The following is a 22310-nucleotide window of genomic DNA, read 5'->3' as shown; positions in this document are numbered from 1 at the left end:
GCCCGTTGCCGGGCGCGGGGCCGACGTCGGGTGCCCGCCGTCGACGGCGGGACGCCCGGTCACATCTCGGCGACCGTACCGGCGTACATCTTGTCGATCTCGGCGGCGAAGTTGCTCTCCACCCCACGGCGCTTGATCTTCATGGACGGGGTGACCTCGCCGTCCTCGATGGTCAGGTCGCGCGGCAGGATGGTGACCTTCTTGATGGTCTCCCAGCGGTTGAGCTTGCTGTTCAGCTCGGCGACGTACTCCTCGACCATGGCCTGCGCCTCGGGCGAGGCGACGATCTCGGCGTACGGACGGCCCTCCAGCGGGGTGCCGGCCGCCCAGCCGACGATGGCGTCCGGGTCCAGGGTGACCAGCATGGTGCAGTAGTTGCGGGCCTGGCCGATGACCACCGCCTGCGAGGTGTACGGGCAGGTCGCCTTGAACATGCCCTCGATGTGCGACGGCGCGATGTACTTGCCACCGGAGGTCTTGACCAGATCCTTCTTCCGGTCGGTGATGCGCAGGTAGCCGTCCTCGTCGAGGTTGCCGATGTCGCCGGTACGGAAGAAGCCGTCGTCGGTGAAGGCGGCGGCGGTCTCCGCGGGCAGGTTGTGGTACCCCCGCATCACCGGCCGACCCTTGATCAGAATCTCGCCGTCGGTGTCGATGCGGCACTCCAGGTCGCCCAGGGCCTTACCGACCGTGCCGATGCGCAACCCGCCGGGCGGGTTGACGAAGTTGCCGGCGCTGCTCTCGGTCAGCCCGTAGCCCTCGGAGATCGGCAGGTTCGCGGCGGCGAAGAAGGTGGCGATCTCCGGGCTGAGCGGGGCGGCGCCCGAGACCAGCACCCGGATCCGGCCACCCAGGCGAGCCTGGAGCTTGCTGAAGACCAGCTTCTCGGCGACCGCGTACTTGACCTTCAGCCCGCCGGGCACCGGCTTGCCGGCCTGTTCCAGGGCGACCTTCTCCTTGCCGACACCGACCGCCCAGCCGAAGATCTTCTCCTTGGCGCCGCCGGCGTCCCGGGCGGTGGTCACCGACTTGTTGTAGACCTTCTCGAACACCCGGGGAGCGCCGCACATCAGCGTCGGCTGGACCACCGAGAGCAGTTCGACCAGCTTGTCGACCCGACCGTCCACGTACGTGGGCAGGCCGACGTGGGTGGCGCCGCAGAGCAGCGTCTTGCCGAACGAGTGGGACAGCGGTAGCCAGAGGTACTGCAGGTCGTCGCTGCGCAGCAGCCCGACCGCCTCCTGCGCGACGCCCTCCCAGCACCAGCCGCCGTGCAGCAGCTCGACGCCCTTGGGCCGGCCCGTGGTGCCGGAGGTGTAGATCAGGGTGGCCAGGTGCTCCGGGCCGATCTCGGCCACCAGCCGGTCCACCAGCTCCGGGTCCTCGGCGAGCCGCTGGGCGCCCTGCTCCTCGAGCTGGGCGAGGGTCAGCTGGGGTACGGCCGCCGACGGGTCGGGTTCGCCGTCGAAGAGGACCACGTGGGTCAGCGCGGGCAGGTCCGCCCCGGCGATCTTCGCCGCCTGGCCGGGGTCCTCGGCGAACAGCACCCGGGACGCGGAGTCGGCCAGGATGTAGGAGGCATCCTGCGGCTCGGTCGTCGGGTAGACCGTGGTCGTGGCGCCGCTGGCGCACATGATGCCGAAGTCGGCGATCACCCAGTCGAGTCGGGTGTTCGCCAGGATCGCCACCGGGTCTTCCTGGCCGACGCCGAGCCCGTGCAGGCCGGCGGCGACCGCCTTGGCGCGGTCGGCGACCTGCGCCCAGGTCAGCCAGACCGGGGAGCCGTCGTGGCCGGGGCGACCGAAAGCGTGGCGGTCAGGGGTCGCCGCCACGCGCTTGAGGAACATGTCAGGAATGGAACGGTACGGTACATCGAGAGCCATCGCTGTAGCCGCCTTCGGGGGTGGAGGCGTGACCATCGTCACGTCGGGTGTTCGTTACCGAAGGGTATTGCGTGCGCAGGGCATCGGCTAGTCCTCAGGTGATCATCACAACCGGTCCCGGTGCCCTCCGGGGCCGGTTTCCGGCCTCAGGCGTACCGCTCCGCCGCCAGCGACCAGTCGTACGTCCCCCGGATCCAGTTCCGCCGGGCGGCCAGCGCCGGCCGTACCGCGTCACCGTGGGCGGCCAGCAGTTCGTTCTCGGCCGCCAGGTACGCGCCGAGGGTGTCGTTGAACCGGTCGGCGGCCGCCCGCAGCGCCGCCGACTCGTCGCCGGTCTCCCGGGCCAGCACGGTGACCAGGTTGTGCGCGTCCGGTCCGACCTGGTGCTCCTTGCCGTAGGAGAAGACGTCGTTGCACCAGCAGATGAGGTCCGCGGCGAGCGTCTCCAACTCGGCCCAGTCGGGATCGGCGCGGCGGGCGGCCGGCGGGAAGCCGTCCAGCGCCAGCTCGGTGAGGGTGAGGCTGGGGTAGACGCCGCCGGTGTGCCGGCGCATCTGCACGTACTCGCCCACCGAGGGGACCCGTTCGTGTTCGCGGTTGGCCGCCTCCCACAGCAGCGCGAGCAGGTAGTCGCGCATGGCGGTGGTGAACCGCAGCAGCAGCGCGGGATGCCCGTGGGCGCGGGTGCGCCGACAGAGGTCGGCCAGCGCCACGCTCAGTGGCCCGGCGGCGCCGGGCGGTACGTCGTCCGGCGCGCCCTGCCGGTCCAGCACGTCGAGCAGCGCCGCCACGGTCGGCGCGAGCAGGGTCGGGTCGGCGCCGAGACCGTCCTCGTCGCAGGCGTCGTCCATGACGAACAGCCAGGAGATCAGATCGGCCAGCAGGCGCAGTCGATCCAGCGGCGCCTCTGGGCAGGCCCGACCGGCCAGCCCGGCCGCGTCCGCCCGCCGCAGGCGTTGCCCGTTACTGATCAACCCCAGCGCTTGCGCCCAGTCGGTGCTCTCCCGGGCCACCCGCTGCGTGTGGTCGTGCCGAGCGCCGGAAAACGGGGGCTCCCGCAGGGCGGAGACCGCAAAGCTTCGCATCGCGCTCCCTGGTCACGCCGCCCCCCCACGGAGCGGCGCGGCCAGCGTACGGTAACGCTCCGGTCACCTGGGCGATCGGGCGGATAACGTTTCGGATATCGCCGTGACCGTTTCTGCACAGAGGGTTAGAAGCCCAGGTGGGCCGCCTGCAACCGGGCTGCGAGTTCCGGCGCCCCGTCGAGCTGTACCCGCGTCACCCGCTGCCGGCCGGACAGGAAGAGCACCAACTCGCCCGGCGCGCCCACCAACTGCAACTGCTCGCCACCCCGACCGGCGGCAACCTCGCCGTGCCCCGGCGCGCGCACCCGTACCCGGGCCGGGAAACGGCGCAATGCCAGGCGCGCCAGCATCCCGACTCGGCGCCACAGTGTCTGGTCCAGCCCGGCCGGCAACTGCCGGGGCTGCCATCCCGCCTGGGCCCGGCGCACGTCCTCGTGGTGGATGAAGAACTCCAGCGTGTTGGTCAGCTCGTCGGTCAACGGATTGCTCACCGGACTCCACAGCGGAGGACGGCGGAGCCGGTCGAGCAGCTGCGCCCAGTCGCCCGCCGTGACCCGGCGCCGGACCCGCTCGGCGTAACCACCCAGCGGCGGAACGAAGATGCCCGCCGCGGCGTCCGGCCGGCGTTCCCGCACCAGCAGGTGCGCGGCGAGATCACGAGTGGTCCAGCCCTCGTTGACGGTGGGGGCCTCCGGGCCCAGCGTCGACATCAGGTCGGCGAGCGCCTCGCGCTCCGATCGGGCGTACCGCGGCATGTGGTGATCGTAGATCGCCGACGGCACCGGCGCCGACGGGCGAACCGGTTCAACCCCGGCGGGGTGACGTCGGACATATCACCGCCGGTCGGCGTGAGCCGCGGGCACCGGTAAGGATGAGGGAGGATTGTGGCGGCTTACGGCGGGGGGACAGGTGGCGAGCGGGACTAGTCGGGACGTGCTGGGTCGTGGACTGGCCGTCCTCGGGCGGGCCATCCGGGAACAGCCGAGGATCTTCGCGGTCGCGGTCAGCGGCAGCGTGCTGTTCGGCGCGATGGTGGTCGCCAGCGCGTTCGTGGTCGGCCGGGTGGTCGGCGACGTCGTGCTCCCGGCGATCGAGCGCGGCTCGGTCGCGGTGGGCGCCCTCACCCTGGCCGCGACGGCACTGTTCGGGCTCAGCGTGCTGCGGGTGGTCGGCATCTTCGGCCGTCGGCTCGGCGCAGGCTACATGCAGTACCGGCTCCAGGCCGCGTACCGGCGTCGGGTCACCCGCCGCTACCTCGACCTGCCGCTGTCCTGGCACCACCGCAACGCCACCGGCACCCTGCTGTCCAACGCGAACTCCGACGTGGAGGCCGCCTGGCATCCGATCGCCCCCCTGCCGTTCGCGGTCGGCACGCTGGTGATGCTGATCGGGGCGATGGCGTCACTGTTCGTCACCGACTGGGCGCTCGCGCTGGTCGGCTCGACGGTCTTCCCGGCGCTGTTCGCGCTCAACGTGGCGTACTCCCGGCGGATGGCCCCGCGGCAGGCCCGGGCCCAGCGGCTGCGCGCCGAAGTCAGCGGCATCGCCCACGAGAGTTTCGACGGTGCGCTGGTGGTCAAGACGATGGGTCGGGAGGCGCAGGAGACCGCCCGGTTCGCCGACCGGGCCGGGCAACTGCGCGACGCGCTGATCTCCGTCGGCCGGCTGCGCGGCATCTTCGACCCGATGCTGGAGACCCTGCCCAGCCTCGGCACCCTCGCCGTGCTGGTGGTCGGCGCGTACCGGCTGCGGCAGGGGGCCATCGAGGTTTCCGAGTTGGTCAGCGTCGCCTTCCTCTTTACCGTGCTGGCCTTCCCGGTCCGGGCCATCGGCTGGGTGCTGGCCGAGTTGCCGCGCAGCGTCGCCGGCTGGGACCGGGTCCGCCGGGTGCTCGACGCCACCGGCGAGATGCCGTACGGCGACGCGCGACTCGACGGGACCGGTCCGGCCACCCTGACCTTCGCCGACGTGGCCTTCGGGTACGAACCCGCCGAGGCGCACCAGCCCGGCACGGAGGTGCTCGGCGAGGTCTCCTTCACCGTCGGCGCCGGTAGGACCGTGGCGCTGGTCGGGCCGACCGGCGCCGGCAAGTCCACCATCGCGGCGCTGGCCGTACGCCTGGTCGATCCGCGCTCCGGCACGGTGCGCGTGGACGGGGTCGATGTCCGGGAGTTGGCCGCGGACTCGCTGGCGGGCACCGCCGCGCTGGTGGCCCAGGTGCCGTTCGTCTTCGACGACACGGTCCGGGCCAACGTCTCGCTGGACCGGCCCGGCATCGACGACGAGGCCGTCTGGGCCGCGTTGCGGCTGGCCGAGGCGGACGGTTTCGTCGCCGCCCTGCCCGACGGCCTGGACACCATGGTCGGCGAGCGGGGCACCTCGCTCTCCGGCGGGCAGCGGCAGCGGCTCACCCTGGCCCGGGCCCTGGCCGGGCGCCCCCGGCTGCTGGTGCTCGACGACGCGACCAGCGCCGTCGACCCCCGGGTGGAGGCGGCCATCCTGGCCGGGCTGCGCTCCTCGGCCGACGGCGGGCCGGGCGCGTCGATCCTGGTGGTCGCGTACCGCCGGGCCACCATCGCGCTCGCCGACGAGGTGATCTACCTCGAACAGGGTCGGGTACTCGCCCGCGGCACCCACGCCACCCTGCTGGCCACCGTGCCGGGCTACGCGAACCTGGTCACCGCGTACGAGCAGGCCGAGGTCGACCACGAACCCAAGCGCGGCTACGACGAGGTCACCCCGCTGGCCTCCGGCCTGGAGGTGGACCGGTGAGCGTGGACGAGACGACGCCGGCAGCGCAGCCGATCGAGTCGACCTGGCGGACGCTGCGTCGTGGCCTGGCCCTCTCCCCGGAGCTGAAGGTCGGGCTGGCCGGCACGCTGGGCCTGGCGCTGGTCTACATGGTCGGCCGGGTGGCCGTCCCGGTGGCCGTACAGCAGGGCATCGACCGGGGCATCGTCGGCGGGCTCGACCTGAACGCGCTCTTCACCGTGGTCGCGATCACCGCCGCCGTGCTGGTGGTGACCACCGCCTGTGGCTACCTGATGATGCGGCGGCTGTTCACCGTCAGCGAGACGGCACTGGCCGGGGTGCGGGTGCGGGCCTTCCGGCACGTGCACGACCTGTCCATGCTGCACCAGCAGTCCGAGCGGCGCGGTTCGCTGGTCTCCCGGGTCACCAGCGACGTCGACCAGATCACCCAGTTCCTCCAGTGGGGCGGGGTGATCCTGCTGGTCAACCTCGGGCAGTTGGCGGTCACCACCGTGGTGATGCTGGCCTACTCCTGGCAGCTGACCCTGGTGGTCTACGCCGCGTTCGTGCCGGCGGTCGTGGTGATCCGGCGGCTCCAGCGCCGGCTGGCCGCCGCGTACGGGGTGGTCCGGCAGCGTACCGGCGCGTTGCTGGCGGCGGTCGGGGAGAGCGTGGTCGGCGCGCCGGTGATCCGGGCCTACGGCATCGCCGGGCGCACGGCCCGCCGGCTGGACCAGGCGATCGACGGCCAGCAGCGGGCCCAGCAGAAGGCGATCCGGATCAGCATCCTCGGCAGTTCGATAGGTGAACTGGCCGCCGGGGTGGCGCTGGCCGGCGTGGTGGTGCTCGGGGTCTTCCTCGGCGCCGACCAGACGTTGAGCATCGGCGCGGTGACCGCGTTCCTCTTCCTGGTCACCCTCTTCATCCAGCCGGTGCAGATCGCCACCGAGGTGCTCAACGAGGCGCAGAACGCGATCGCCGGCTGGCGCCGGGTGCTGGACGTGCTGGACGTCGCGCCGGACGTGGCCGATCCGGGCCGGCAGGGACGCGAGTTGCCGGCCGGTCCGCTGGACATCCGCTTCGCCGAGGTCCGCTTCGCCTATCCGGACGGCCCGACCGTGCTGCACGACGTCAGCCTGGAGATCCCGGCGAAGAGCCGGGTGGCGATCGTCGGTGAGACCGGCAGCGGCAAGACCACCTTCGCCAAGTTGTTGACCCGGCTGATGGACCCGACGGCCGGCAGCGTGCTGCTGTCCGGGGTGCCGTTGACCGACGTCCGGTTCGACTCGTTGCGGGCCCGGGTGGTGATGGTGCCGCAGGACGGGTTCCTGTTCGACGCCACCGTCGCCGACAACGTCCGGTTCGGGCGGCCGGAACTCACCGACGAGCAGCTCACCGCCGCCTTCACCGAGCTGGGGTTGGCCGACTGGCTGGACGGCCTGCCGGCCGGACTGGCCACCGGGGTGGGCGAGCGTGGCGAGGCGTTGAGCGTGGGGGAGCGGCAGCTGGTGGCGCTGGCCCGGGCGTACGTGGCCGATCCGGATCTGCTGGTGCTGGACGAGGCGACCAGTGCGGTGGACCCGGCCACCGAGGTCCGGTTGCAGCGGACCCTGGACGCGGTGACCCGGGGGCGTACCACCCTGGCCATCGCGCACCGGCTCTCCACCGCGCAGGGCGCCGACGAGGTGATCGTGGTGGACCGTGGCCGGATCGTGCAGCGCGGCCCGCACGAGGAACTGGTCCGGGATCCCGATTCGGTCTACGCCCTGCTCTACGCCTCCTGGCTTGAGCAGACCCGGTAGACGTCGCCGGGCCGATGCCATACCCTCCGAGTTAGGTAAGCCTAACCTTAAGGAGGTCGTCATGCGGCCCAGCCCCGCTGAGATCGTCCGGACCCTGGTCGCGGGCCGGCTGCCCGGCCTGGTGCACCTCGCCTGCCGGCCCGGCCTGCACCACGTCCGGCACGTCACCGACCCGGACGGGCGGGTGCTGCTGCTGGTGCCGGTGGTCAGCGATCTCGTGCCGGCGCTGCGTCCGCGCGACGGCGCGGACGCCGTCGCGGCGGTGCTCGACGTGCTCGACCTGCCACCCGTCGCCGGGGCGCCGTCCCTCGGCCGGGCCCTGGTCTCCGGCTGGGTCCGCCGACTCGACGGCGAGCGGGCCCGCGCCGCCGCGCTCGACTTCGCCGCCGTGGCACCCACCGGCGACCTGCTCGACGTCGGCACCCGCTTCGGGCTGTTCCGCTTCGAGGTGGCCGAGGCCCGGTGGGAGCGCGGCGGCGAGCCGCGTCGGATCGACCCCGTGGCGTACGCCGAGGCCGAGGCGGATCCGCTGCACGCGACCGAGGCGAGTCTGCTCAGCCACCTCACCGAACACCACGCCGACCGGATGACCGGCTACCTGCGCCGGCAGCTCGGCCTGGCCGCCGGACCGGCCGACCACGCTCCCCGGGTCGAACGGATCGACAGGTACGGCATGCTCGTGACCTTCGGGCGGCCCGGCGCCCGGCGGCGGGCCCGGCTCGCCTTCGGCCGGGCCCTGACCGGCCCCGCCGACCTGGCCCGGCTGCTGCGTCCGGTGCTCGGCGCCCGCTCGGCCAGCGGTGACCGGCGGCGGTAGCCCTCGGCCGCTCAGCCGGGCAGGTCGCCGGTGAGGTAACGCTGGACGGTGGGGCCGACCAGCGCCACCAGGCTCTCCGGGGTGGCGGAGGCGACCGGCTCCAGCCGGACGACGTGCCGCATCATCGCCAGCCCGATCAGCTGGGTGGCCACCAGGGATCCGCGCAACGGCAGTTCCGCCGGGTCCACGTCGAGGTGGTCGAGGACCCGGCGCAACACCTGGGTGGCGAGGAACTCGCGCAGCAGCCGCGCGGTCCACTCGTTGCTGACCGCGGAGCGCAACAGGGCGACCCCGGCGGTACCGGCGGGGGAGTCCCAGACGGTGAGGAACATCCGCACCAACCGCTCGCCGAGCCCGTCACGGTCACCGGCGAGCACCTTCGGCAGCAACTCCCGAGGATCGACCGGCGCCTGCATGGCGGCGAGGAAGAGCTGGTCCTTGTTGCCGAAGTAGTGGTGCACCAGGGCCGGGTCCACCCCGGCGGAGGCGGCGATGGCCCGGATCGTGCTGGCGTCGAAGCCACGCTGCGCGAAGGCTGCCCGGGCCGCGTCGAGGATCGCGTCCCGGGTCGCCGGATTGCCGGGCCGCCGTCCGGTACGCCGTGCCATCGCCCTCCCCACTCGCTGGATGCCCGCGCCCGCGGGCGCCGCGCCGTCGTCAGCCGCTGCGCCGCCGCAGGGTGGCCGCGGCGAGCACCAGCGCGAGCACCGCCGCACCGCCGACCACGACCACGTCACGCCACATCGTGCCGGTCGGTTCCGCGTGCGCCCCGACCTCCTGGAGCGCCTCGACGGCGTACGTCAGGGGCAGCACGTCGCTCACCGCCTGCAACCAGCCCGCCATCTGCTCGCGGGGTACGAACAGTCCGCAGAGCAGCAGCTGTGGCGCCACCACGACCGGCATGAACTGTACGGCCTGGAACTCGGTACGGGCGAAAGCGCTGCAGAGCAGCCCGAGGGCGACGGCGAGCACCGCGTTCAGCGCGGCGATCATGATCACCAGCCCGCTGCTGCCGGCGGTCTGCAGGCCGAAGACCCAGTACGCCCCGGCCGAGGCGATGGTGGCCTGCGCGGCGCCGGCCAGCCCGAAGGCGATGCCGTAGCCGAAGAGCAGGTCGGTCTTGGCCAGCGGGGTGGTGAGCAGTCGTTCCAGCGTGCCGCTGGTCCGCTCGCGGAGCATGGCGATGCTGGTCACCAGGAACATGATGATGAACGGGAAGAAGCCGAGCATCACCAACGCGATCCGGTCGAAAGCCGACGGCGCGCCGGGTGGGGTGGGCTGGTCGGCGTACATGTAGTAGACCAGGGTGAGCAGGGCGGTGGGCACCACCACCAGCAGGGCCACGGTGCGCCGGTCGTGGCGCAGTTGGCGCAGGATGCGTCCGACGGTGGCAGCGAGGATCCGCGGGTTCACGACGCCTCCCCGGTGTGCTCGGGCTCGCCGGCCCGGATCAGCCGCAGGAACGCCTCGTCGAGGTCGTCCACCCCGGCGGCGGCCCGGACCGCGTCCGGCGTGTCGTCGGCGATCAGCCGCCCCTCCCGGATGAGCAGCAGCCGGTCGCAGCGGGCCGCCTCGTCCATCACGTGACTCGACACCAGCAGCGTCGTCCCGGCCGCGGCCAGGGCGTGGAAACGGGCCCAGAGGTCGGCCCGCAGCACCGGGTCCTGGCCGACCGTGGGCTCGTCGAGCACGATCAGTTCCGGCTCGCCGACCAGGGCGCAGGCCAGCGATGCCCGACTGCGCTGGCCGCCGGAGAGGCTGCCGACCAGCTGCCGGGCCGCCGACGCGAGACCGACGTCGGCGACGGCGTGGTCCGCCTCGGCCCGGCCACGGCCGTGCAGGGCGGCGAAGTAGCGGGCGTTCTCCCGGACCGTCAGGTCGGCGTAGACGCTCGGCGCCTGGGTCAGGTAGCCGACCCGGTGGCGCAGCCCCGCCGAACCGGCCGGCTGGCCCAGCACGGTCACCGTGCCGGCCGCGATCACCTGGACGCCGACGATCGCCCGCATCAGCGTCGTCTTGCCGCTCCCGCTCGGCCCGAGCAGCCCGGTGACCGAGCCGCGCGGGACGGCGGCGTCGATGCCGTCCAGCACCCGCCGCCGGCCCCGGTCCACGACCAGGCCACGGACGGCGATCACGTGGTCCATCGCACCCACCTCCATAAAACTCATCAACTGTTGAAATCAACGCTAGATGAAATCCAGGCGCCGGAGCAAGGGCCCCGGCCGGGGCATTGACGGTGGCTGAGACCCTGGCGAGATGGAGATCGGTACGCGGGAGACGGCCCTGACCGTCGGCGAGGCGGCCGAGCGGGTCGGCCTGACGGCCTCCACGCTGCGCTGGTACGAGCAGGAGGGGCTGGTCGCCCCGGTCGACCGGGACTCGGCCGGGCGGCGTCGCTACACCCAGCGGGACCTGGACTGGCTGATGCTGCTGACCCGGCTGCGTCGCACCGGGATGCCGGTGCGCGACATGCGCCGCTACGTCGAGCTGGCCCGGCAGGGTGACGGCACGCTCGGCGCCCGGCGGGCCCTCTTCGAGGAGCACCGGGTGCGGGTGCGGCGCCGGATGGCCGAGTTGGCGGAGGATCTCAAGGTGCTCGACTTCAAGGTGGACGCCTATCGCCGGATGGAGTCGGGCGGGGCGGATTGACCGTACGCCCGAAAGGCCCGTAAGGCGTCAAAGCCATACCACGGGCGACAGCCATCGTATCGGACACTGGGTCCGTCATCGGTCATTGCGCCCTGATCGGACGTGCGACAGGATGGCGCAGTGGATCACGCTCCGTCACCGGACAGTAGGTTCTTCGACGACTGGACCGCGCGGCTGCGGGCGAGCGCCGACCGGCCCGTGGTGGGCATCCTGCTCCGCGGCAGCCACGCCCGTCGCGCCGCCACCGCGCACAGCGACGTCGACGTCGACGTGCTGGTCGGCGGCGCGCCGTACGCCGCCCGGCAGGCGTACTTCGCGGAGCACTCCGGTCGGTTGACCCACGTCTCGGTCGCTGCCCGGGACGTCCGGTCCTGGGTGACCCGGCTCGGTGAGCCGGCCGACTGGGCGTTCGGCCTGCCGGTGACGGCCCCCGCCCGGCTGCTCTGGGCGGATCCGTACTGGCGGCACCGGATCGACCTGCCGGTGCTCTGCCAGCCCGCGGACGAACCCCGGCTGGAAGAGTTGATCGCCACCCTCGGCAAGGTCGCCGCGGCCCGTGCCGCCGCCGACGCGCTGGGCGTCCGACTGGCCGCCGCCGACCTGGCCCGCCTCTGCCCCTCGGTGCTGCGGCTGGCGAACCCGTCGGTGCGGGTGGTGTCCCGCCGGTCGGCGTTCGCCGCCGCGCTCGACCTGCCGGTCGCGCCGGCCGGCTACCGCGAGGACATGCTGCGCTGCCTCGGGCTGCGCCCCGGCACCACCGCCCAGCTCTGCGCGGCCGCGGCCCGGCTGGTGACCGGCACCCTTCCGCTGGTCCGTCCGTACGCCGCCGAGGTGGCCGAGGTGGGCGGCCGGGACCTCGCCGACGCCCTGCTCGACGGCCGGCTGGACCGTTACGTGGCCCAGTTGACGCGGCCCGCCGGGCCGGTGTCGTCCGTCAGCCGGGAGCCCGCTGGGGTACCCGCGCCGCGTGCGGGACAATGGGTCACTGTGCCCGTACCTGACGCGCCGGTGACCGGCGCCCACCTCGAAGTGCCGCCGCCCGACGGTCCGGACCGGCCGTCCCGGCTCGACCCGGAGATCGCCGCCCGGCTGCGGCGTACCCCCGACGGACTGGTGGCCGCCGTGGTCCGTCAGCACGACAGTGGCGAGGTGCTGATGGTGGCCTGGATGGACGACGAGGCCCTGCACCGCACCCTCACCACCGGCCGGGCCACCTACTGGTCGCGCAGCCGGCGGGAGTACTGGGTCAAGGGCGCCACCTCCGGCAACCACCAGTACGTCCGCTCGGTGGCGATCGACTGCGACGGCGACGCCGTGCTGGTCAGCGTCGACCAGGTCGGTGCCGCCTGCCACACCGGTCAGCGCACCTGCTTCTCCACCGAGCTGCCGGTCAGCTCCGGCGAGGTGGCGTCGTGACCGACGGCACGGTCAGCCCGGACGAGAACACCTTCACCGAACTGGCCGGTCGGTGGCGGGTGGTGCCGGTGACCCGGCGGCTGCTCGCCGACGCGGAGACCCCGGTCGGGGTCTACCGCAAGCTCGCCGGCGGCCCGGGCACGTTCCTGCTGGAGTCCGCCGAGCAGGGCGCCGGATCGGCGGGGCTGGCCTGGTCCCGGTACTCCTTCATCGGCATACGCAGCAGCGCCACCCTGGTCGAACGGGACGGCGTCGCCGCCTGGCTCGGTACGCCCCCGGCCGGACTGCCGACCACCGGCGACCCGGTCGCGGTGCTGCGGGCGACGGTGGCCGCGCTGGCCGGTCCGCCCGGCGACCCGGACGCCGGGACGCCCCCGCTGACCGGGGGCATGGTGGGTTACCTCGGCTACGACCTGATCCGCCGGTTCGAGCGCCTGCCCGCGCTCACCGAGGACGACCTGGCCCTGCCCGAGCTGGGCATGATGCTCGCCACCGACCTGGTCGTGCTGGACCACTTCGACGGCTCCGCCATCCTGGTCGCCAACGCGGTCCTGCCGCCACCGGACGCCCCGGACCGCACGGCGCTGGTCGCCGCCGCGTACCACCACGCGGTGGGGCGGCTGGACGCGATGACCACGGCGCTGTCCCGGCCCATCCCGCCGATGGTCGCCACCGTGCGTCGCCCACCGGCCGGCCCGGTCCGCAGCCGCACCCCCGACGGCGGCTACCCGAAGGCGGTCGAGGCGGCGAAGGAGGCGATCCGGGCCGGCGAGTGCTTCCAGATCGTGCTCGCCCAGCGCTTCGAACGCGACACCGACGCCGACCCGCTGGACGTCTACCGGGTGCTGCGTACCACCAACCCCAGTCCGTACATGTACCTGCTGCGCTTCGACGACTTCGACATCGTCGGTTCCTCGCCCGAGGCGCACCTGAAGGTGACGGGCGAGACCGACGGGCAGCGGCGGGCCCTGCTGCACCCGATCGCCGGTACCCGGCCGCGCGGCGCCACCCCGGAGGCCGACGCCCGGCTGGCCGCCGAACTGCTCGCCGACCCGAAGGAACGTGCCGAGCACGTGATGCTGGTCGACCTGGGCCGCAACGACCTGGGCCGGGTCTGCCGGCCGGGCACCGTCGAGGTGCCGGAGTTCGCCACCATCGAGCGGTACAGCCACGTGATGCACATCGTCTCGACGGTGGTCGGCACCCTGCGCGAGGACCGCACGGCCTTCGACGCACTCGCCGCGACGTTCCCGGCGGGCACCCTCTCGGGCGCGCCCAAGGTGCGCGCCATGGAGATCATCGAGGAACTCGAACCGGTACGCCGGGGCCTCTACGGCGGCACGGTCGGCTACTTCGGTTTCGGCGGCGACCTCGACATGGCCATCGCGATCCGGACCGCGCTGATCCGCGCCGGAAGGGCGTACGTGCAGGCTGGCGCAGGGGTGGTGGCCGACTCCGACCCGGCCGCCGAGGACCAGGAGACCCGGAACAAGGCCGCCGCGGTACTGGCGGCCATCGCCACCGCCGAAACCCTCAGGCCGGCCCGGTGAGCGCGAGGAACGCAGCGCAGCGGAGTCCCGCAGTCGTGAGCGAAGGGTTGGTCCGGTGAGCGGGAGGAATGCAGCGCAGCGGAGTCCCGCAGTCGTGAGCGAAGGGTTGGTCCGGTGAGCGGGAGGAATGCAGCGCAGCGGAGTCCCGCGGTCGTGAGCGAAGGGTTGGTCCGGTGAGCGCGAGGAACGCAGCGCAGCGGAGTCCCGCAGTCGTGAGCGAAGGGTCCAACCCGTGAGCGGCGGTTCGGCGGTGCCCGGGGCGCCCGTGGCGGGCCGGCGTGGGTTGGCGTACGCCGTGCTGCTCTGCCTGGCCGGCGCGGGACTGGCGGTCTGGGCGACCTCGGCCACCTGGGAGTCGGTCGAGGTCGTCCGCCAGGATCCGATGCCGTTGCTGGCCGAGGGACGGACCGGCGCGCAGTTGTTGCCCTGGCTGTCGGCGCTGGCGCTGGTCGGACTGGCCGGTGGGGGCGCGGTGCTGGCCACCCGGGGCCGCCTGCGCCGGGTGTTGGGTGGGCTGCTGGCACTGCTCGGTCTGACGGTGGCGGCGGGCGGGGTCTACGGCCTGGTCGCCGACTTCGGTGGCCGGGTGGTCTGGCACTGGCCGGCGCTCTGCCTGTTCGGCGGGCTGCTGGTCGCGGCCGGTGGACTGCTGACGGCCCTGCGTGGCCAGCGGTGGCCGGCGATGGGCGCCCGCTACGAGCGGCGGTCACGCCGGCCGGTCGAGCCGGGCGGCCCGATCCAGGGGGCCGGCACGGCGGACGCCTGGGAGGCGTTGGACCGGGGCGAGGACCCGACGGTGCGCTGAGGCCGCCCCCGGCGGCGCAGCGCCCAGCTTGCACGCCGTTTCGCGCGGTCCCGGGGGGCTGGCGGCGCAAGATCGTGCTCGATCAGGGATCGAGTGGCCTGGCGGTCGTTGCGAGACCACTCGATCCCTGATCGGGCGTGATCATGGGCTTCGTCGGGATTGCGCCGGTCTGATCGGGCGTGATCATGGGCTTCGTCGGGATTGCGCCGGTCTGATCGGGCGTGATCATGGGCTTCGTCGGGATTGCGCCGGTCTGATCGGGCGTGATCATGGGCCTCGTCGGGATTGCGCCGGTCGGTGAGGTTCGCCGTCGGGCGCGGTCGGGACGGTGGTCGCCACCCGGGCGCCGGTCGAGTTCGGTGGGAGGCGGGGCGGTTAGGCGACCGGCTGCCGGTCGCGGAGCGGGGTCGCGGCCAACTCGGCCACCAGCCGGTCCAGGGCGGCGCGTTGGTCGGCGCGGGCGCGGTCGGCGCAGATGGCCTCCCAGGCGTTGCCGCGCGCGGTCCGCATCCGGTCCGGGCCGACCATGGCGCGCTCCAGCGTGTGTACGACACCGACGGCGAGCGACGCGACGGTGCGCGAGATGGTGGTGAGCCCGATGGTCTGGTGCGGCGCGGAGGAAGTCATGATCACCCCGGGGAGAGATCGTCGTGATGGTGGGGCAGGCGCGTCATCGAGTCTGCCCGAGGTAGATGCTGCGCGGTTGAGGTTTCGTCGTGATGACTGCGCCGTCAACTCTGCGGCAGCGGCCCTGACCAGGCAAAGGGCCGTTCGTCCTTGAGCTTGCTCACAGCATCGACGCCGGTCGTGGTGAGAGTCGCCGGTCGGGCCGATATGGTTGATCGTCGATGGGCTGGTGACGTAGAGTCACAGCGCGTTCGCGCAAGTCGGCCATTATGCCCCAGCCCATTTCGTGAGGAGCGCCATACCCCCGGCGCTCGGTGCCAGGTCGAGCCCCCTAGCATCGGCCCATGACACCCGGAGAGGGGAGTCCGATGGTGACTGCTGAGCATGCGCACGCGGAGGGGGACGACGCCGCTTCGGCCGCGCCCACCAGCGTGCTCGACGAGATCCTGGCCGGCGTCCGGGAGGACGTGGCCCGGCGGCAGGAGCAGGTTCCGCTGGAGCGGATCCGCGAACTCGCCGCCGCCGCTGCGCCACCGCTGGACGCGTACGCGGCCCTGCGGCGGCCGGGCGTCGCCGTCATCGCCGAGGTGAAGCGCTCCTCGCCGTCCAAGGGCAAGTTGGCTGAGATCGCCGATCCGGCCGACCTGGCCGGTGAGTACGCCGCCGGTGGTGCCCGGGCGATCAGCGTGCTTACCGAGGGGCGCTGGTTCGGCGGTTCGTTGGACGACCTCGCCGCCGTGCGGGCCGCGGTGAACATCCCGGTCCTGCGCAAGGACTTCGTGGTCTCCAGCTACCAGGTGCACGAGGCCCGTGCGCACGGTGCCGACCTGGTGCTGCTCATCGTCGCCGCGCTGGAGCAGAACGCGCTGGTCGGCCTGCTGGAGCGGATCGAGTCGCTGGGCATGACCGCGCTGGTCGAGGTGCACGACGAGGAAGAGGCCGACCGGGCCCTCGAGGCCGGCGCGCAGGTGATCGGGGTCAATGCCCGTGACCTGCGTACGCTGGAGGTAGACCGGTCGGTGTTCGAGCGGATCGCGCCCGGGCTGCCGAGCAGCGTCGTCAAGATCGCCGAGTCCGGGGTGCGGGGTCCGCACGATCTGATCCGGTACGCCTCGGCCGGTGCCGACGCGGTGCTCGTCGGCGAGGGACTGGTCACCCAGAAGAGCCCCCGGGAGGCGGTGGCCGAGCTGGTCAACGCCGGCAACCACCCCGCCACGCCCCGCCCGGTGCGCTGAGCTGCGCGCCGGTCCCGCACAGGGAGAGGATTCCCGCGATGAGCGCGTGTCATCGAGTCAGCGCGGCCCCGGCATGAGCGCCCCCGCTGCGCTGCCCGACGCCGCCGGTCACTTCGGTCGCTTCGGCGGCCGGTTCGTACCGGAGGCCCTGGTCGCCGCCCTCGACGAGTTGGCGGCGGCGCACCGCGCGGCGATGGCCGACGGGACGTTCCGGGCCGAGTTCGCCGGTCTGCTGCAGGACTACGCCGGCACCCCGTCGCGGCTGTACGAGGCGCGCCGGTTCTCCGCCCGGGCCGGTGCCCGGGTGCTGCTCAAGCGCGAGGATCTCAACCACACCGGCGCGCACAAGGTACGCAACGTGCTCGGCCAGGCGTTGTTGACCCGCCGGATGGGCAAGAAGCGGGTGATCGCCGAGACCGGTGCCGGTCAGCACGGCGTCGCCACCGCCACCGCCGCGGCCCTGTTCGACCTGGACTGCGTGGTCTACATGGGGCAGGTCGACACCGAGCGGCAGGCGCTGAACGTGGCCCGGATGCGGATGCTCGGCGCCACCGTCGTGCCGGTGACGAACGGTTCCCGCACGCTCAAGGACGCGATGAACGAGGCGATGCGGGACTGGGTCGCCAACGTCGACGACACCCACTACCTGATCGGCACCGCCGCCGGTCCGCATCCGTTCCCGGCGCTGGTCCGCGACTTCGTCCGCGGCATCGGCGACGAGGCCCGGGCACAGTGCCTGGAGCTGACCGGCGCGCTGCCGGACGCGGTCACCGCCTGCGTCGGTGGCGGCTCCAACGCGCTGGGCATCTTCCACGCCTTCGTCGACGACCCGCAGGTGCGGCTGTACGGCTTCGAGGCCGGCGGCGAGGGCGTCACCACCGGCCGGCACGCGGCCAGCATCACCGGCGGTTCCACCGGGGTGCTGCACGGCACCCGCACCTTCGTGCTGCAGGACGCCGACGGGCAGACCGTGGAGTCGCACTCGATCTCCGCCGGCCTGGACTACCCCGGAGTGGGTCCGGAGCACGCCTGGCTGCACGACACGGGTCGGGCGCGCTACCTGCCGGTCACCGACGACGAGGCGATGGCCGCGTTCGAACTGCTCTGTCGTACCGAGGGGATCATCCCGGCGATCGAGAGTTCGCACGCCCTCGCCGGCACCCTGGCCGTGGCCGGGAAGCTCGCCGCCGAGCTGGGTCGGGAGCCCACCATCGTGGTCAACCTCTCCGGTCGGGGCGACAAGGACGTGCACACCGCCGGTGGGTACTTCGGGATCCTGGACGGGGAGTCGGCATGAGCCGGATCGGGGTGGCGTTCGACAAGGCGCGGGCCGACGGCCGGGCGGTGCTGGTCGGCTGCATGCCGGCCGGGTTCCCCACCGTCGAGGGCAGCATCGCCGCGATGAAGGCGATGGTCGCCGCCGGGGTCGACGTGATCGAGGTGGAGATCCCGTACTCCGATCCGGTGATGGACGGTCCGGTCATCCAGCGGGCCAGCGACATCGCCCTGGCCGGCGGCGTACGCACCCGGGACACCCTGCGGATCGTCGAGGAGGTCGCGGCCACCGGCGCGCCGGTGGTCACGATGACCTACTGGAATCCGATCGAGCGGTACGGCGTCGAGGCGTTCGCCCGGGATCTCGCTGCGGCCGGCGGCACCGGGCTGATCACCCCGGACCTGATCCCCGAGGAGGCCGGGGAGTGGCTCGCCGCCTCGGACGCGTACGGGCTGGACCGCACGTTCCTGGTGGCGCCCTCCTCGACCGACCAGCGGTTGGCGATGACGGTCGAGCACTGCCGGGGCTTCGTCTACGCCACCGCGATCATGGGCGTGACCGGTGCCCGTAGCCAGACCTCGCAGGCGGCGCCGGTGCTGGTGTCCCGGGTACGGGAGGTCACCGACCTGCCGGTCGGTGTCGGGCTGGGCGTCGGCACCGGGGCGCAGGCCGCCGCGGTCGCCGGGTACGCCGACGGGGTGATCGTCGGCAGCGCGTTGATCCGCTGCCTGTTCGACGCGCCCGACGAGACCACCGCCCTGGCCGCCCTGAGCACGCTCAGCGCCGAACTCGCCGACGGCGTCCGCCACCCCACCCCCTGAACCTCACCCACCTCTAGCCCCGCTCCTCCCGCACCCCCGCCCCACTTTGGCGGCGATCATGCACTTCTGGTCGACGGAATGCCTGGAATGTCAGGGTTTGTCGCGACAGTAGGGGCAAGATCGCGGCGAGTGGGGCTGGCGGGAGTGCCCGGACCGGGGTGACGCCGAGGGGGTCGGCAGCGGTAGCGTGTGCACCCGTGAGTCTCGCCTCGCCGACGTACCTGGCCGCCATCCCCAGCCCGAGCACCGCCGTGTGGCAGCTCGGACCGTTCCCGCTCCGGGCGTACGCGCTGTGCATCATCGCCGGCATCGTGGTGGCCTGCTGGGTCACCGAACGACGCCTGCGCCAGCGCGGGGTCGCACCCGGCGCGGTGCTGGACATCGCGCTCTGGGCGGTGCCGGCCGGCATCATCGGCGCCCGGATCTACCACGTGATCACCTCTCCGGCGGCCTACTTCGGCACCGGCGGTGACTGGTTCAAGATCTTCTTCATCCACGAGGGTGGGCTCGGCATCTGGGGTGCGGTCGGCGGCGGCGCGGTCGGTGCCTGGCTCGCCGCCCGGCAGCTGGGCATCCCGTTCACCGTGGTGGCCGACGCGCTGGCGCCCGGCCTGCCGCTGGCGCAGGCGATCGGTCGGCTCGGCAACTGGTTCAACAACGAGCTCTACGGTGGCCGCACCGACCTGCCCTGGGGGCTGGAGATCCACCGGATGGACGGCGGCCAGGCGCTGCGCGACGAGGCGGGCCAGCCGATCCTGGAGGAGGGGCTCTACCACCCGACCTTCGCCTACGAGGCGCTCTGGAACGTCGGCGTCGCCGCGCTGGTGTACCTCGTCGACCGTAAGCTGCGGCTCGGCCGGGGCCGGGCGTTCGCGCTGTACGTGATGGGCTACACCGTCGGGCGGTTCTGGATCGAGATGATGCGCACCGACGAGGCCAACACCATCTTCGGCGTACGCCTCAACGTCTGGACCGCGGCGCTGGTGTTCCTCGGCGCCCTGATCTACTTCGTCCGGGTCCGCGGTCCGCGTGACTACCTGATCCCCGTCGGCGGGACGGCCGCCGCCACCCCGCCGGCGGCCACCTCCGACGTCTCCCAGGTGGACCTGTCGGCCAGCAAGGCGGCCGGCACCGAGCAGGTCGCCCCGGAGGGCTACCGGGTGGTCGACGAGGCGGAGTTCGAACACTGGCGCCAGACCGGCGAGGCGCCGACCGAACCCGCCGAGGACGCCTCGACCGCGTCGGCCCGGCCCGCCGACCGCGACAGCTGAACGAGGGGGCGGCATGCGGACGGCGGTGGTGGTCGGCGGAGGACTCGGCGGCCTGGCCGTCTCCGGTGCCCTCGCCCGATCCGGCTGGCAGGTCACCCTCCTGGAACGGGCCGACCGGATCCGGCCGGAGCCGACCGCCGTCGTACTGTGGCCCAACGGGGTCCGCGCGCTGCGCGCCCTGGACCTCGGCGCGGGCCTGGACGCCATCGCCACCCCGCTGGCCGACGGCGGGGTGCGACGTCCGGACGGGCACTGGCTGGTGCAGCCCCGGCCGGCCCCCGCCGAGCGGCTGCCCGTGGTGGTGCACCGGGAAGACCTGCACGACGCGCTGATCGCAGGCCTGGGAGACCGGGTCGAACTGCGTACCGGGGTGACCGTTCGGACGGTCCGCGCGAGCCAGGGCGAGCGGCCGGCGGTCGGTGACGGGCGGCACACGTACGAGGCGGACCTGGTGGTGGCGGCCGACGGCGTCGACAGCGTGATCCGCCGGCAGCTCGCGCCCGAGGCCGCCGTGGTCAGCTCCGGCTGCGCCGCCTGGCGGGCGGTGATCCCCTGGTACCGCGCCCCGAGCCTGCCCGACTCCGTGGGCGGTGAGATCCTCGGCGCCGGGTACCGCTTCGGCGCCGCCTCCCTGGGCGAGCGGGGCTCCTCCGGTGCCTCCAGCCGGGGCGGCATCTACTGGATGGCCACGGCGGCCGGTGCGCCCCGACCCGAGCCGCCGCAGACGCAGCTCGCGCTGTTGCGCCGTTGGTACGCCGGCTGGCCCGCCCCGGTCGAGGACCTGCTGGCCGCTACCGACCCGGTCGACCTGGTGCAGCAGGAGATCCGGGAACTGCGCCCGCTGCCGAAGGCGTACGGTTTCCCGGTCGGACCGGGCGGAGTGGTGCTGCTCGGCGACGCCGCGCACGCCATGCCCCCGCACCTCGGCCAGGGCGCCTGCCTCGCCTTCGAGGACGCCGCGACGCTGGCCGCACTGCTGCGCGAGTCGACCCTGCCCGACGCGGTGGTCGCCTACGACCGGGTCCGTCGACCACGCGCGGCGGCCGTGGTCCGGCAGACCCGCCGGATGTCGGCGGTGCTGCAGACCCGGGGCCGGCTGGCGCTACGCGCCCGCGACGCCGCCCTCGGCACCATCACCCCTCGCCTGCTGGGCAGCGCCGCCACCGTAGCCGCCCAATGGCGCCCCCCGTCCCGCTAACCCCGCCCCTCCCTCCCCTCCCCTCCGCGCCCCGCGTGCCCGGTCACCCGCCATGTTGCGCCGATCATGGCGCTCTGTCGGGACAAAGATGGTGATAGCGGACTAAACGGCGACCGAAACTCCATGATCGACGGAGCTGCGGCGCGGGGGTGCGCGGGGGTGGGGTGGGGGTGGGGTTTAGGGGGTGATGGTGGGGGGTTCGGCGATGCAGGCGGTGCCGATGCGGCGGAAGCCGACTCGTAGGTAGATCCTGGCGATCTCTTCGCTGCCCGCGGAGAGGAAGATCACTTCGACGCCGTCGGCCAGCAGGGCGTGGGCCAGGGTGGCGGTGATCGCGGTGGCCAGCCCCCGGCGGCGGGCCGACGGCAGGGTGGCCACCCCGGCTATCTCGGCGATGTCGCCGACCCGCATGGCCATCCCGCTGGCCAGCGCTCCCTCGGTGGGCGTCTCGGCCAGTGCGGCGTACCGGCTGCCGTCGGCGAGGCGGGTCCGTTCCTCGTCGAGTACGGCGACGTCGAGCCCGGTGCGGGCGGCGTCGCGTTGGGCCGGTCCGGCCTCGCCGCGACCGGTGCCGGATACGGAGAACCCGACCGCGGCGACCGCTCGTCGAGCGGCCACGTCGTCGGCGACGGTCGGCCCCGACGGGGCCAGCAACCGCACCGTAGCCCCGCCCGATCCCGCGCTCCCGATCTGGGCGTTTGTGCCGGCCAGGGCAGCCGGCCCGACCTGGGCACCCGGCTCGCCCTGGGCGCCCGTGCCGGCCAGGGCAGCCGGCCTGGCCAGGGTGGTCGGGTCGAGCACCATCAGCGGTGCTTCCAGTACGGCGAGCCCGGCTGAACGGGCCACCGCGAGTAGTTCGGGATGCACCTCGTGTACCCATTCCAGGGCCTCGGGGAGGCCCAGTTGCCGCTGTCGGGCCCGGACGGCGGTGAGGTCGGCAAGGGTCGGTGACCGGTCGGCGCCGAGGCGGGGTCGGGCGTAGAACGGCCAGCCGGCACCCTCGCGGACGAACAGGACGCAGCCGCCGTGATCCTCCACGCGGGCGGCGTCGCGGGGCACCGCGTCGTAGAAGTGTTCCAGGCGGGCCAGCAGGTTAGCGTGCCGTGTATCCACCGCGCGAGACT

At 73.2% G+C, this 22310-nt stretch carries 21 protein-coding genes and 1 pseudogene; 13 read left to right on the top strand and 9 right to left on the bottom strand.

Annotated features, from left to right (window positions below):
* Nucleotides 1-59: 59 nt before the first annotated feature.
* From D2L64_RS12450 to D2L64_RS12440, 3 genes are all read right to left on the bottom strand, one after another.
* Complete coding sequence (locus D2L64_RS12450) at nt 60-1883, bottom strand: AMP-dependent synthetase/ligase (protein WP_119575560.1); 1824 nt, start codon at nt 1881-1883, stop codon at nt 60-62.
* A 146-nt stretch (nt 1884-2029) separates the two neighbouring features.
* On the bottom strand, nt 2030-2968 hold the full coding sequence (locus D2L64_RS12445; protein WP_119575558.1) for a terpene synthase family protein: 939 nt from the start codon (nt 2966-2968) through the stop codon (nt 2030-2032).
* A 125-nt stretch (nt 2969-3093) separates the two neighbouring features.
* Nucleotides 3094-3723, bottom strand: a complete 630-nt coding sequence (locus D2L64_RS12440; RefSeq protein ID WP_119575835.1) for a TIGR03085 family metal-binding protein — start codon at nt 3721-3723, stop codon at nt 3094-3096.
* Between the two features lie 154 nt (nt 3724-3877).
* On the opposite strand from D2L64_RS12440, the gene D2L64_RS12435 reads away from it, so the two are divergent.
* The 3 genes from D2L64_RS12435 (at nt 3878) to D2L64_RS12425 (ending at nt 8338) form a co-directional block, all read left to right on the top strand.
* Nucleotides 3878-5740 (top strand): ABC transporter ATP-binding protein, encoded by a 1863-nt coding sequence (locus tag D2L64_RS12435; RefSeq protein WP_119575556.1) that lies wholly within the window; start codon nt 3878-3880, stop codon nt 5738-5740.
* Nucleotides 5741-5742: 2 nt separating this feature from the next.
* Nucleotides 5743-7521 carry an ABC transporter ATP-binding protein gene (locus D2L64_RS12430; protein ID WP_119575554.1) on the top strand — a complete coding sequence of 593 codons (1779 nt, stop codon included), beginning with the start codon at nt 5743-5745 and terminating at the stop codon, nt 7519-7521.
* 61 nt (nt 7522-7582) lie between these two features.
* The gene (locus D2L64_RS12425; RefSeq protein ID WP_119575552.1) at nt 7583-8338 is read left to right on the top strand and encodes a DUF2470 domain-containing protein; all 756 of its coding nucleotides are present in this window, start codon (nt 7583-7585) and stop codon (nt 8336-8338) included.
* An 11-nt stretch (nt 8339-8349) separates the two neighbouring features.
* Here D2L64_RS12425 and D2L64_RS12420 read toward each other — a convergent pair whose 3' ends face one another.
* From D2L64_RS12420 to D2L64_RS12410, 3 genes are read right to left on the bottom strand one after another with little or no spacing between them, the layout of a single operon-like run.
* The gene (locus D2L64_RS12420; RefSeq protein ID WP_119575550.1) at nt 8350-8946 is read right to left on the bottom strand and encodes a TetR/AcrR family transcriptional regulator; all 597 of its coding nucleotides are present in this window, start codon (nt 8944-8946) and stop codon (nt 8350-8352) included.
* 49 nt (nt 8947-8995) lie between these two features.
* A complete protein-coding gene (locus D2L64_RS12415) occupies nt 8996-9751 on the bottom strand; it encodes an ABC transporter permease (protein ID WP_119575548.1) in 756 nt (251 codons plus the stop codon).
* The gene (locus tag D2L64_RS12410; RefSeq protein ID WP_119575832.1) at nt 9748-10482 is read right to left on the bottom strand and encodes an ABC transporter ATP-binding protein; all 735 of its coding nucleotides are present in this window, start codon (nt 10480-10482) and stop codon (nt 9748-9750) included. Before D2L64_RS12410 ends, D2L64_RS12415 begins: the two co-directional genes overlap by 4 nt.
* Nucleotides 10483-10594: 112 nt before the next feature.
* Here D2L64_RS12410 and D2L64_RS12405 point away from each other — a divergent pair, with 112 nt between their 5' ends.
* The 5 genes and pseudogenes from D2L64_RS12405 to D2L64_RS12390 all read left to right on the top strand — a co-directional run bounded on the left by D2L64_RS12405 (nt 10595) and on the right by D2L64_RS12390 (nt 14758).
* Complete coding sequence (locus D2L64_RS12405; protein ID WP_119575546.1) at nt 10595-10987, top strand: MerR family transcriptional regulator; 393 nt, start codon at nt 10595-10597, stop codon at nt 10985-10987.
* Nucleotides 10988-11089: 102 nt separating this feature from the next.
* Nucleotides 11090-11794: pseudogene (locus D2L64_RS28385) on the top strand (phosphoribosyl-AMP cyclohydrolase); the annotation flags it as partial.
* 180 nt (nt 11795-11974) lie between these two features.
* Nucleotides 11975-12403, top strand: a complete 429-nt coding sequence (gene hisI / locus D2L64_RS27880; protein ID WP_119575829.1) for a phosphoribosyl-AMP cyclohydrolase — start codon at nt 11975-11977, stop codon at nt 12401-12403.
* On the top strand, nt 12400-13953 hold the full coding sequence (locus tag D2L64_RS12395) for an anthranilate synthase component I (RefSeq protein WP_119575544.1): 1554 nt from the start codon (nt 12400-12402) through the stop codon (nt 13951-13953). Before hisI ends, D2L64_RS12395 begins: the two co-directional genes overlap by 4 nt.
* A 232-nt stretch (nt 13954-14185) precedes the next feature.
* Nucleotides 14186-14758 (top strand): Trp biosynthesis-associated membrane protein, encoded by a 573-nt coding sequence (locus tag D2L64_RS12390; protein WP_233558926.1) that lies wholly within the window; start codon nt 14186-14188, stop codon nt 14756-14758.
* Nucleotides 14759-14840: 82 nt separating this feature from the next.
* Here the strand turns inward: D2L64_RS12390 and D2L64_RS12385 are convergent, their stop codons facing one another.
* Nucleotides 14841-15029, bottom strand: a complete 189-nt coding sequence (locus D2L64_RS12385; protein ID WP_119575542.1) for a hypothetical protein — start codon at nt 15027-15029, stop codon at nt 14841-14843.
* Nucleotides 15030-15133: 104 nt separating this feature from the next.
* Nucleotides 15134-15385 (bottom strand): hypothetical protein, encoded by a 252-nt coding sequence (locus D2L64_RS12380; protein WP_119575823.1) that lies wholly within the window; start codon nt 15383-15385, stop codon nt 15134-15136.
* A gap of 431 nt (nt 15386-15816) precedes the next feature.
* Between D2L64_RS12380 and trpC the strand changes: the two genes are divergently transcribed.
* The 5 genes from trpC (at nt 15817) to D2L64_RS12355 (ending at nt 21186) form a co-directional block, all read left to right on the top strand.
* Complete coding sequence (gene trpC / locus D2L64_RS12375; RefSeq protein ID WP_199714513.1) at nt 15817-16620, top strand: indole-3-glycerol phosphate synthase TrpC; 804 nt, start codon at nt 15817-15819, stop codon at nt 16618-16620.
* Nucleotides 16621-16693: 73 nt separating this feature from the next.
* Nucleotides 16694-17917 (top strand): tryptophan synthase subunit beta, encoded by a 1224-nt coding sequence (gene trpB / locus D2L64_RS12370; protein ID WP_119575540.1) that lies wholly within the window; start codon nt 16694-16696, stop codon nt 17915-17917.
* On the top strand, nt 17914-18717 hold the full coding sequence (gene trpA / locus D2L64_RS12365) for a tryptophan synthase subunit alpha (RefSeq protein ID WP_119575538.1): 804 nt from the start codon (nt 17914-17916) through the stop codon (nt 18715-18717). Before trpB ends, trpA begins: the two co-directional genes overlap by 4 nt.
* 197 nt (nt 18718-18914) lie before the next feature.
* On the top strand, nt 18915-19988 hold the full coding sequence (gene lgt / locus D2L64_RS12360; RefSeq protein ID WP_119575536.1) for a prolipoprotein diacylglyceryl transferase: 1074 nt from the start codon (nt 18915-18917) through the stop codon (nt 19986-19988).
* A gap of 13 nt (nt 19989-20001) precedes the next feature.
* Nucleotides 20002-21186: an FAD-dependent oxidoreductase gene (locus tag D2L64_RS12355; RefSeq protein ID WP_119575534.1), complete on the top strand. Its 1185-nt coding sequence runs from the start codon at nt 20002-20004 to the stop codon at nt 21184-21186.
* 177 nt (nt 21187-21363) lie between these two features.
* On the opposite strand, the gene D2L64_RS12350 is transcribed toward D2L64_RS12355, so the two are convergent.
* The gene (locus D2L64_RS12350) at nt 21364-22299 is read right to left on the bottom strand and encodes a GNAT family N-acetyltransferase (protein WP_119575532.1); all 936 of its coding nucleotides are present in this window, start codon (nt 22297-22299) and stop codon (nt 21364-21366) included.
* Nucleotides 22300-22310: the final 11 nt, after the last annotated feature.

The organism is Micromonospora radicis (genome assembly GCF_003583405.1).
GTDB lineage: Bacteria > Actinomycetota > Actinomycetes > Mycobacteriales > Micromonosporaceae > Micromonospora > Micromonospora radicis.
This window is presented reverse-complemented; position numbering and strand designations above follow the sequence as displayed.

Bases quoted from the DNA above. Each gene is read 5' to 3' on its own strand.
- D2L64_RS12450 (WP_119575560.1), bottom strand. From the start codon at position 1,883: ATGGCTCTCGATGTACCGTACCGTTCCATTCCTGACATGTTCCTCAAG.
- D2L64_RS12445 (WP_119575558.1), bottom strand. From the start codon at position 2,968: ATGCGAAGCTTTGCGGTCTCCGCCCTGCGGGAGCCCCCGTTTTCCGGC.
- D2L64_RS12440 (WP_119575835.1), bottom strand. From the start codon at position 3,723: ATGCCGCGGTACGCCCGATCGGAGCGCGAGGCGCTCGCCGACCTGATG.
- D2L64_RS12425 (WP_119575552.1), top strand. From the start codon at position 7,583: ATGCGGCCCAGCCCCGCTGAGATCGTCCGGACCCTGGTCGCGGGCCGG.
- D2L64_RS12420 (WP_119575550.1), bottom strand. From the start codon at position 8,946: ATGGCACGGCGTACCGGACGGCGGCCCGGCAATCCGGCGACCCGGGAC.
- D2L64_RS12410 (WP_119575832.1), bottom strand. From the start codon at position 10,482: ATGGACCACGTGATCGCCGTCCGTGGCCTGGTCGTGGACCGGGGCCGG.
- D2L64_RS12405 (WP_119575546.1), top strand. From the start codon at position 10,595: ATGGAGATCGGTACGCGGGAGACGGCCCTGACCGTCGGCGAGGCGGCC.
- D2L64_RS12385 (WP_119575542.1), bottom strand. From the start codon at position 15,029: ATGATCACGCCCGATCAGACCGGCGCAATCCCGACGAAGCCCATGATC.
- D2L64_RS12380 (WP_119575823.1), bottom strand. From the start codon at position 15,385: ATGACTTCCTCCGCGCCGCACCAGACCATCGGGCTCACCACCATCTCG.
- trpB (WP_119575540.1), top strand. From the start codon at position 16,694: ATGAGCGCCCCCGCTGCGCTGCCCGACGCCGCCGGTCACTTCGGTCGC.
- trpA (WP_119575538.1), top strand. From the start codon at position 17,914: ATGAGCCGGATCGGGGTGGCGTTCGACAAGGCGCGGGCCGACGGCCGG.
- D2L64_RS12355 (WP_119575534.1), top strand. From the start codon at position 20,002: ATGCGGACGGCGGTGGTGGTCGGCGGAGGACTCGGCGGCCTGGCCGTC.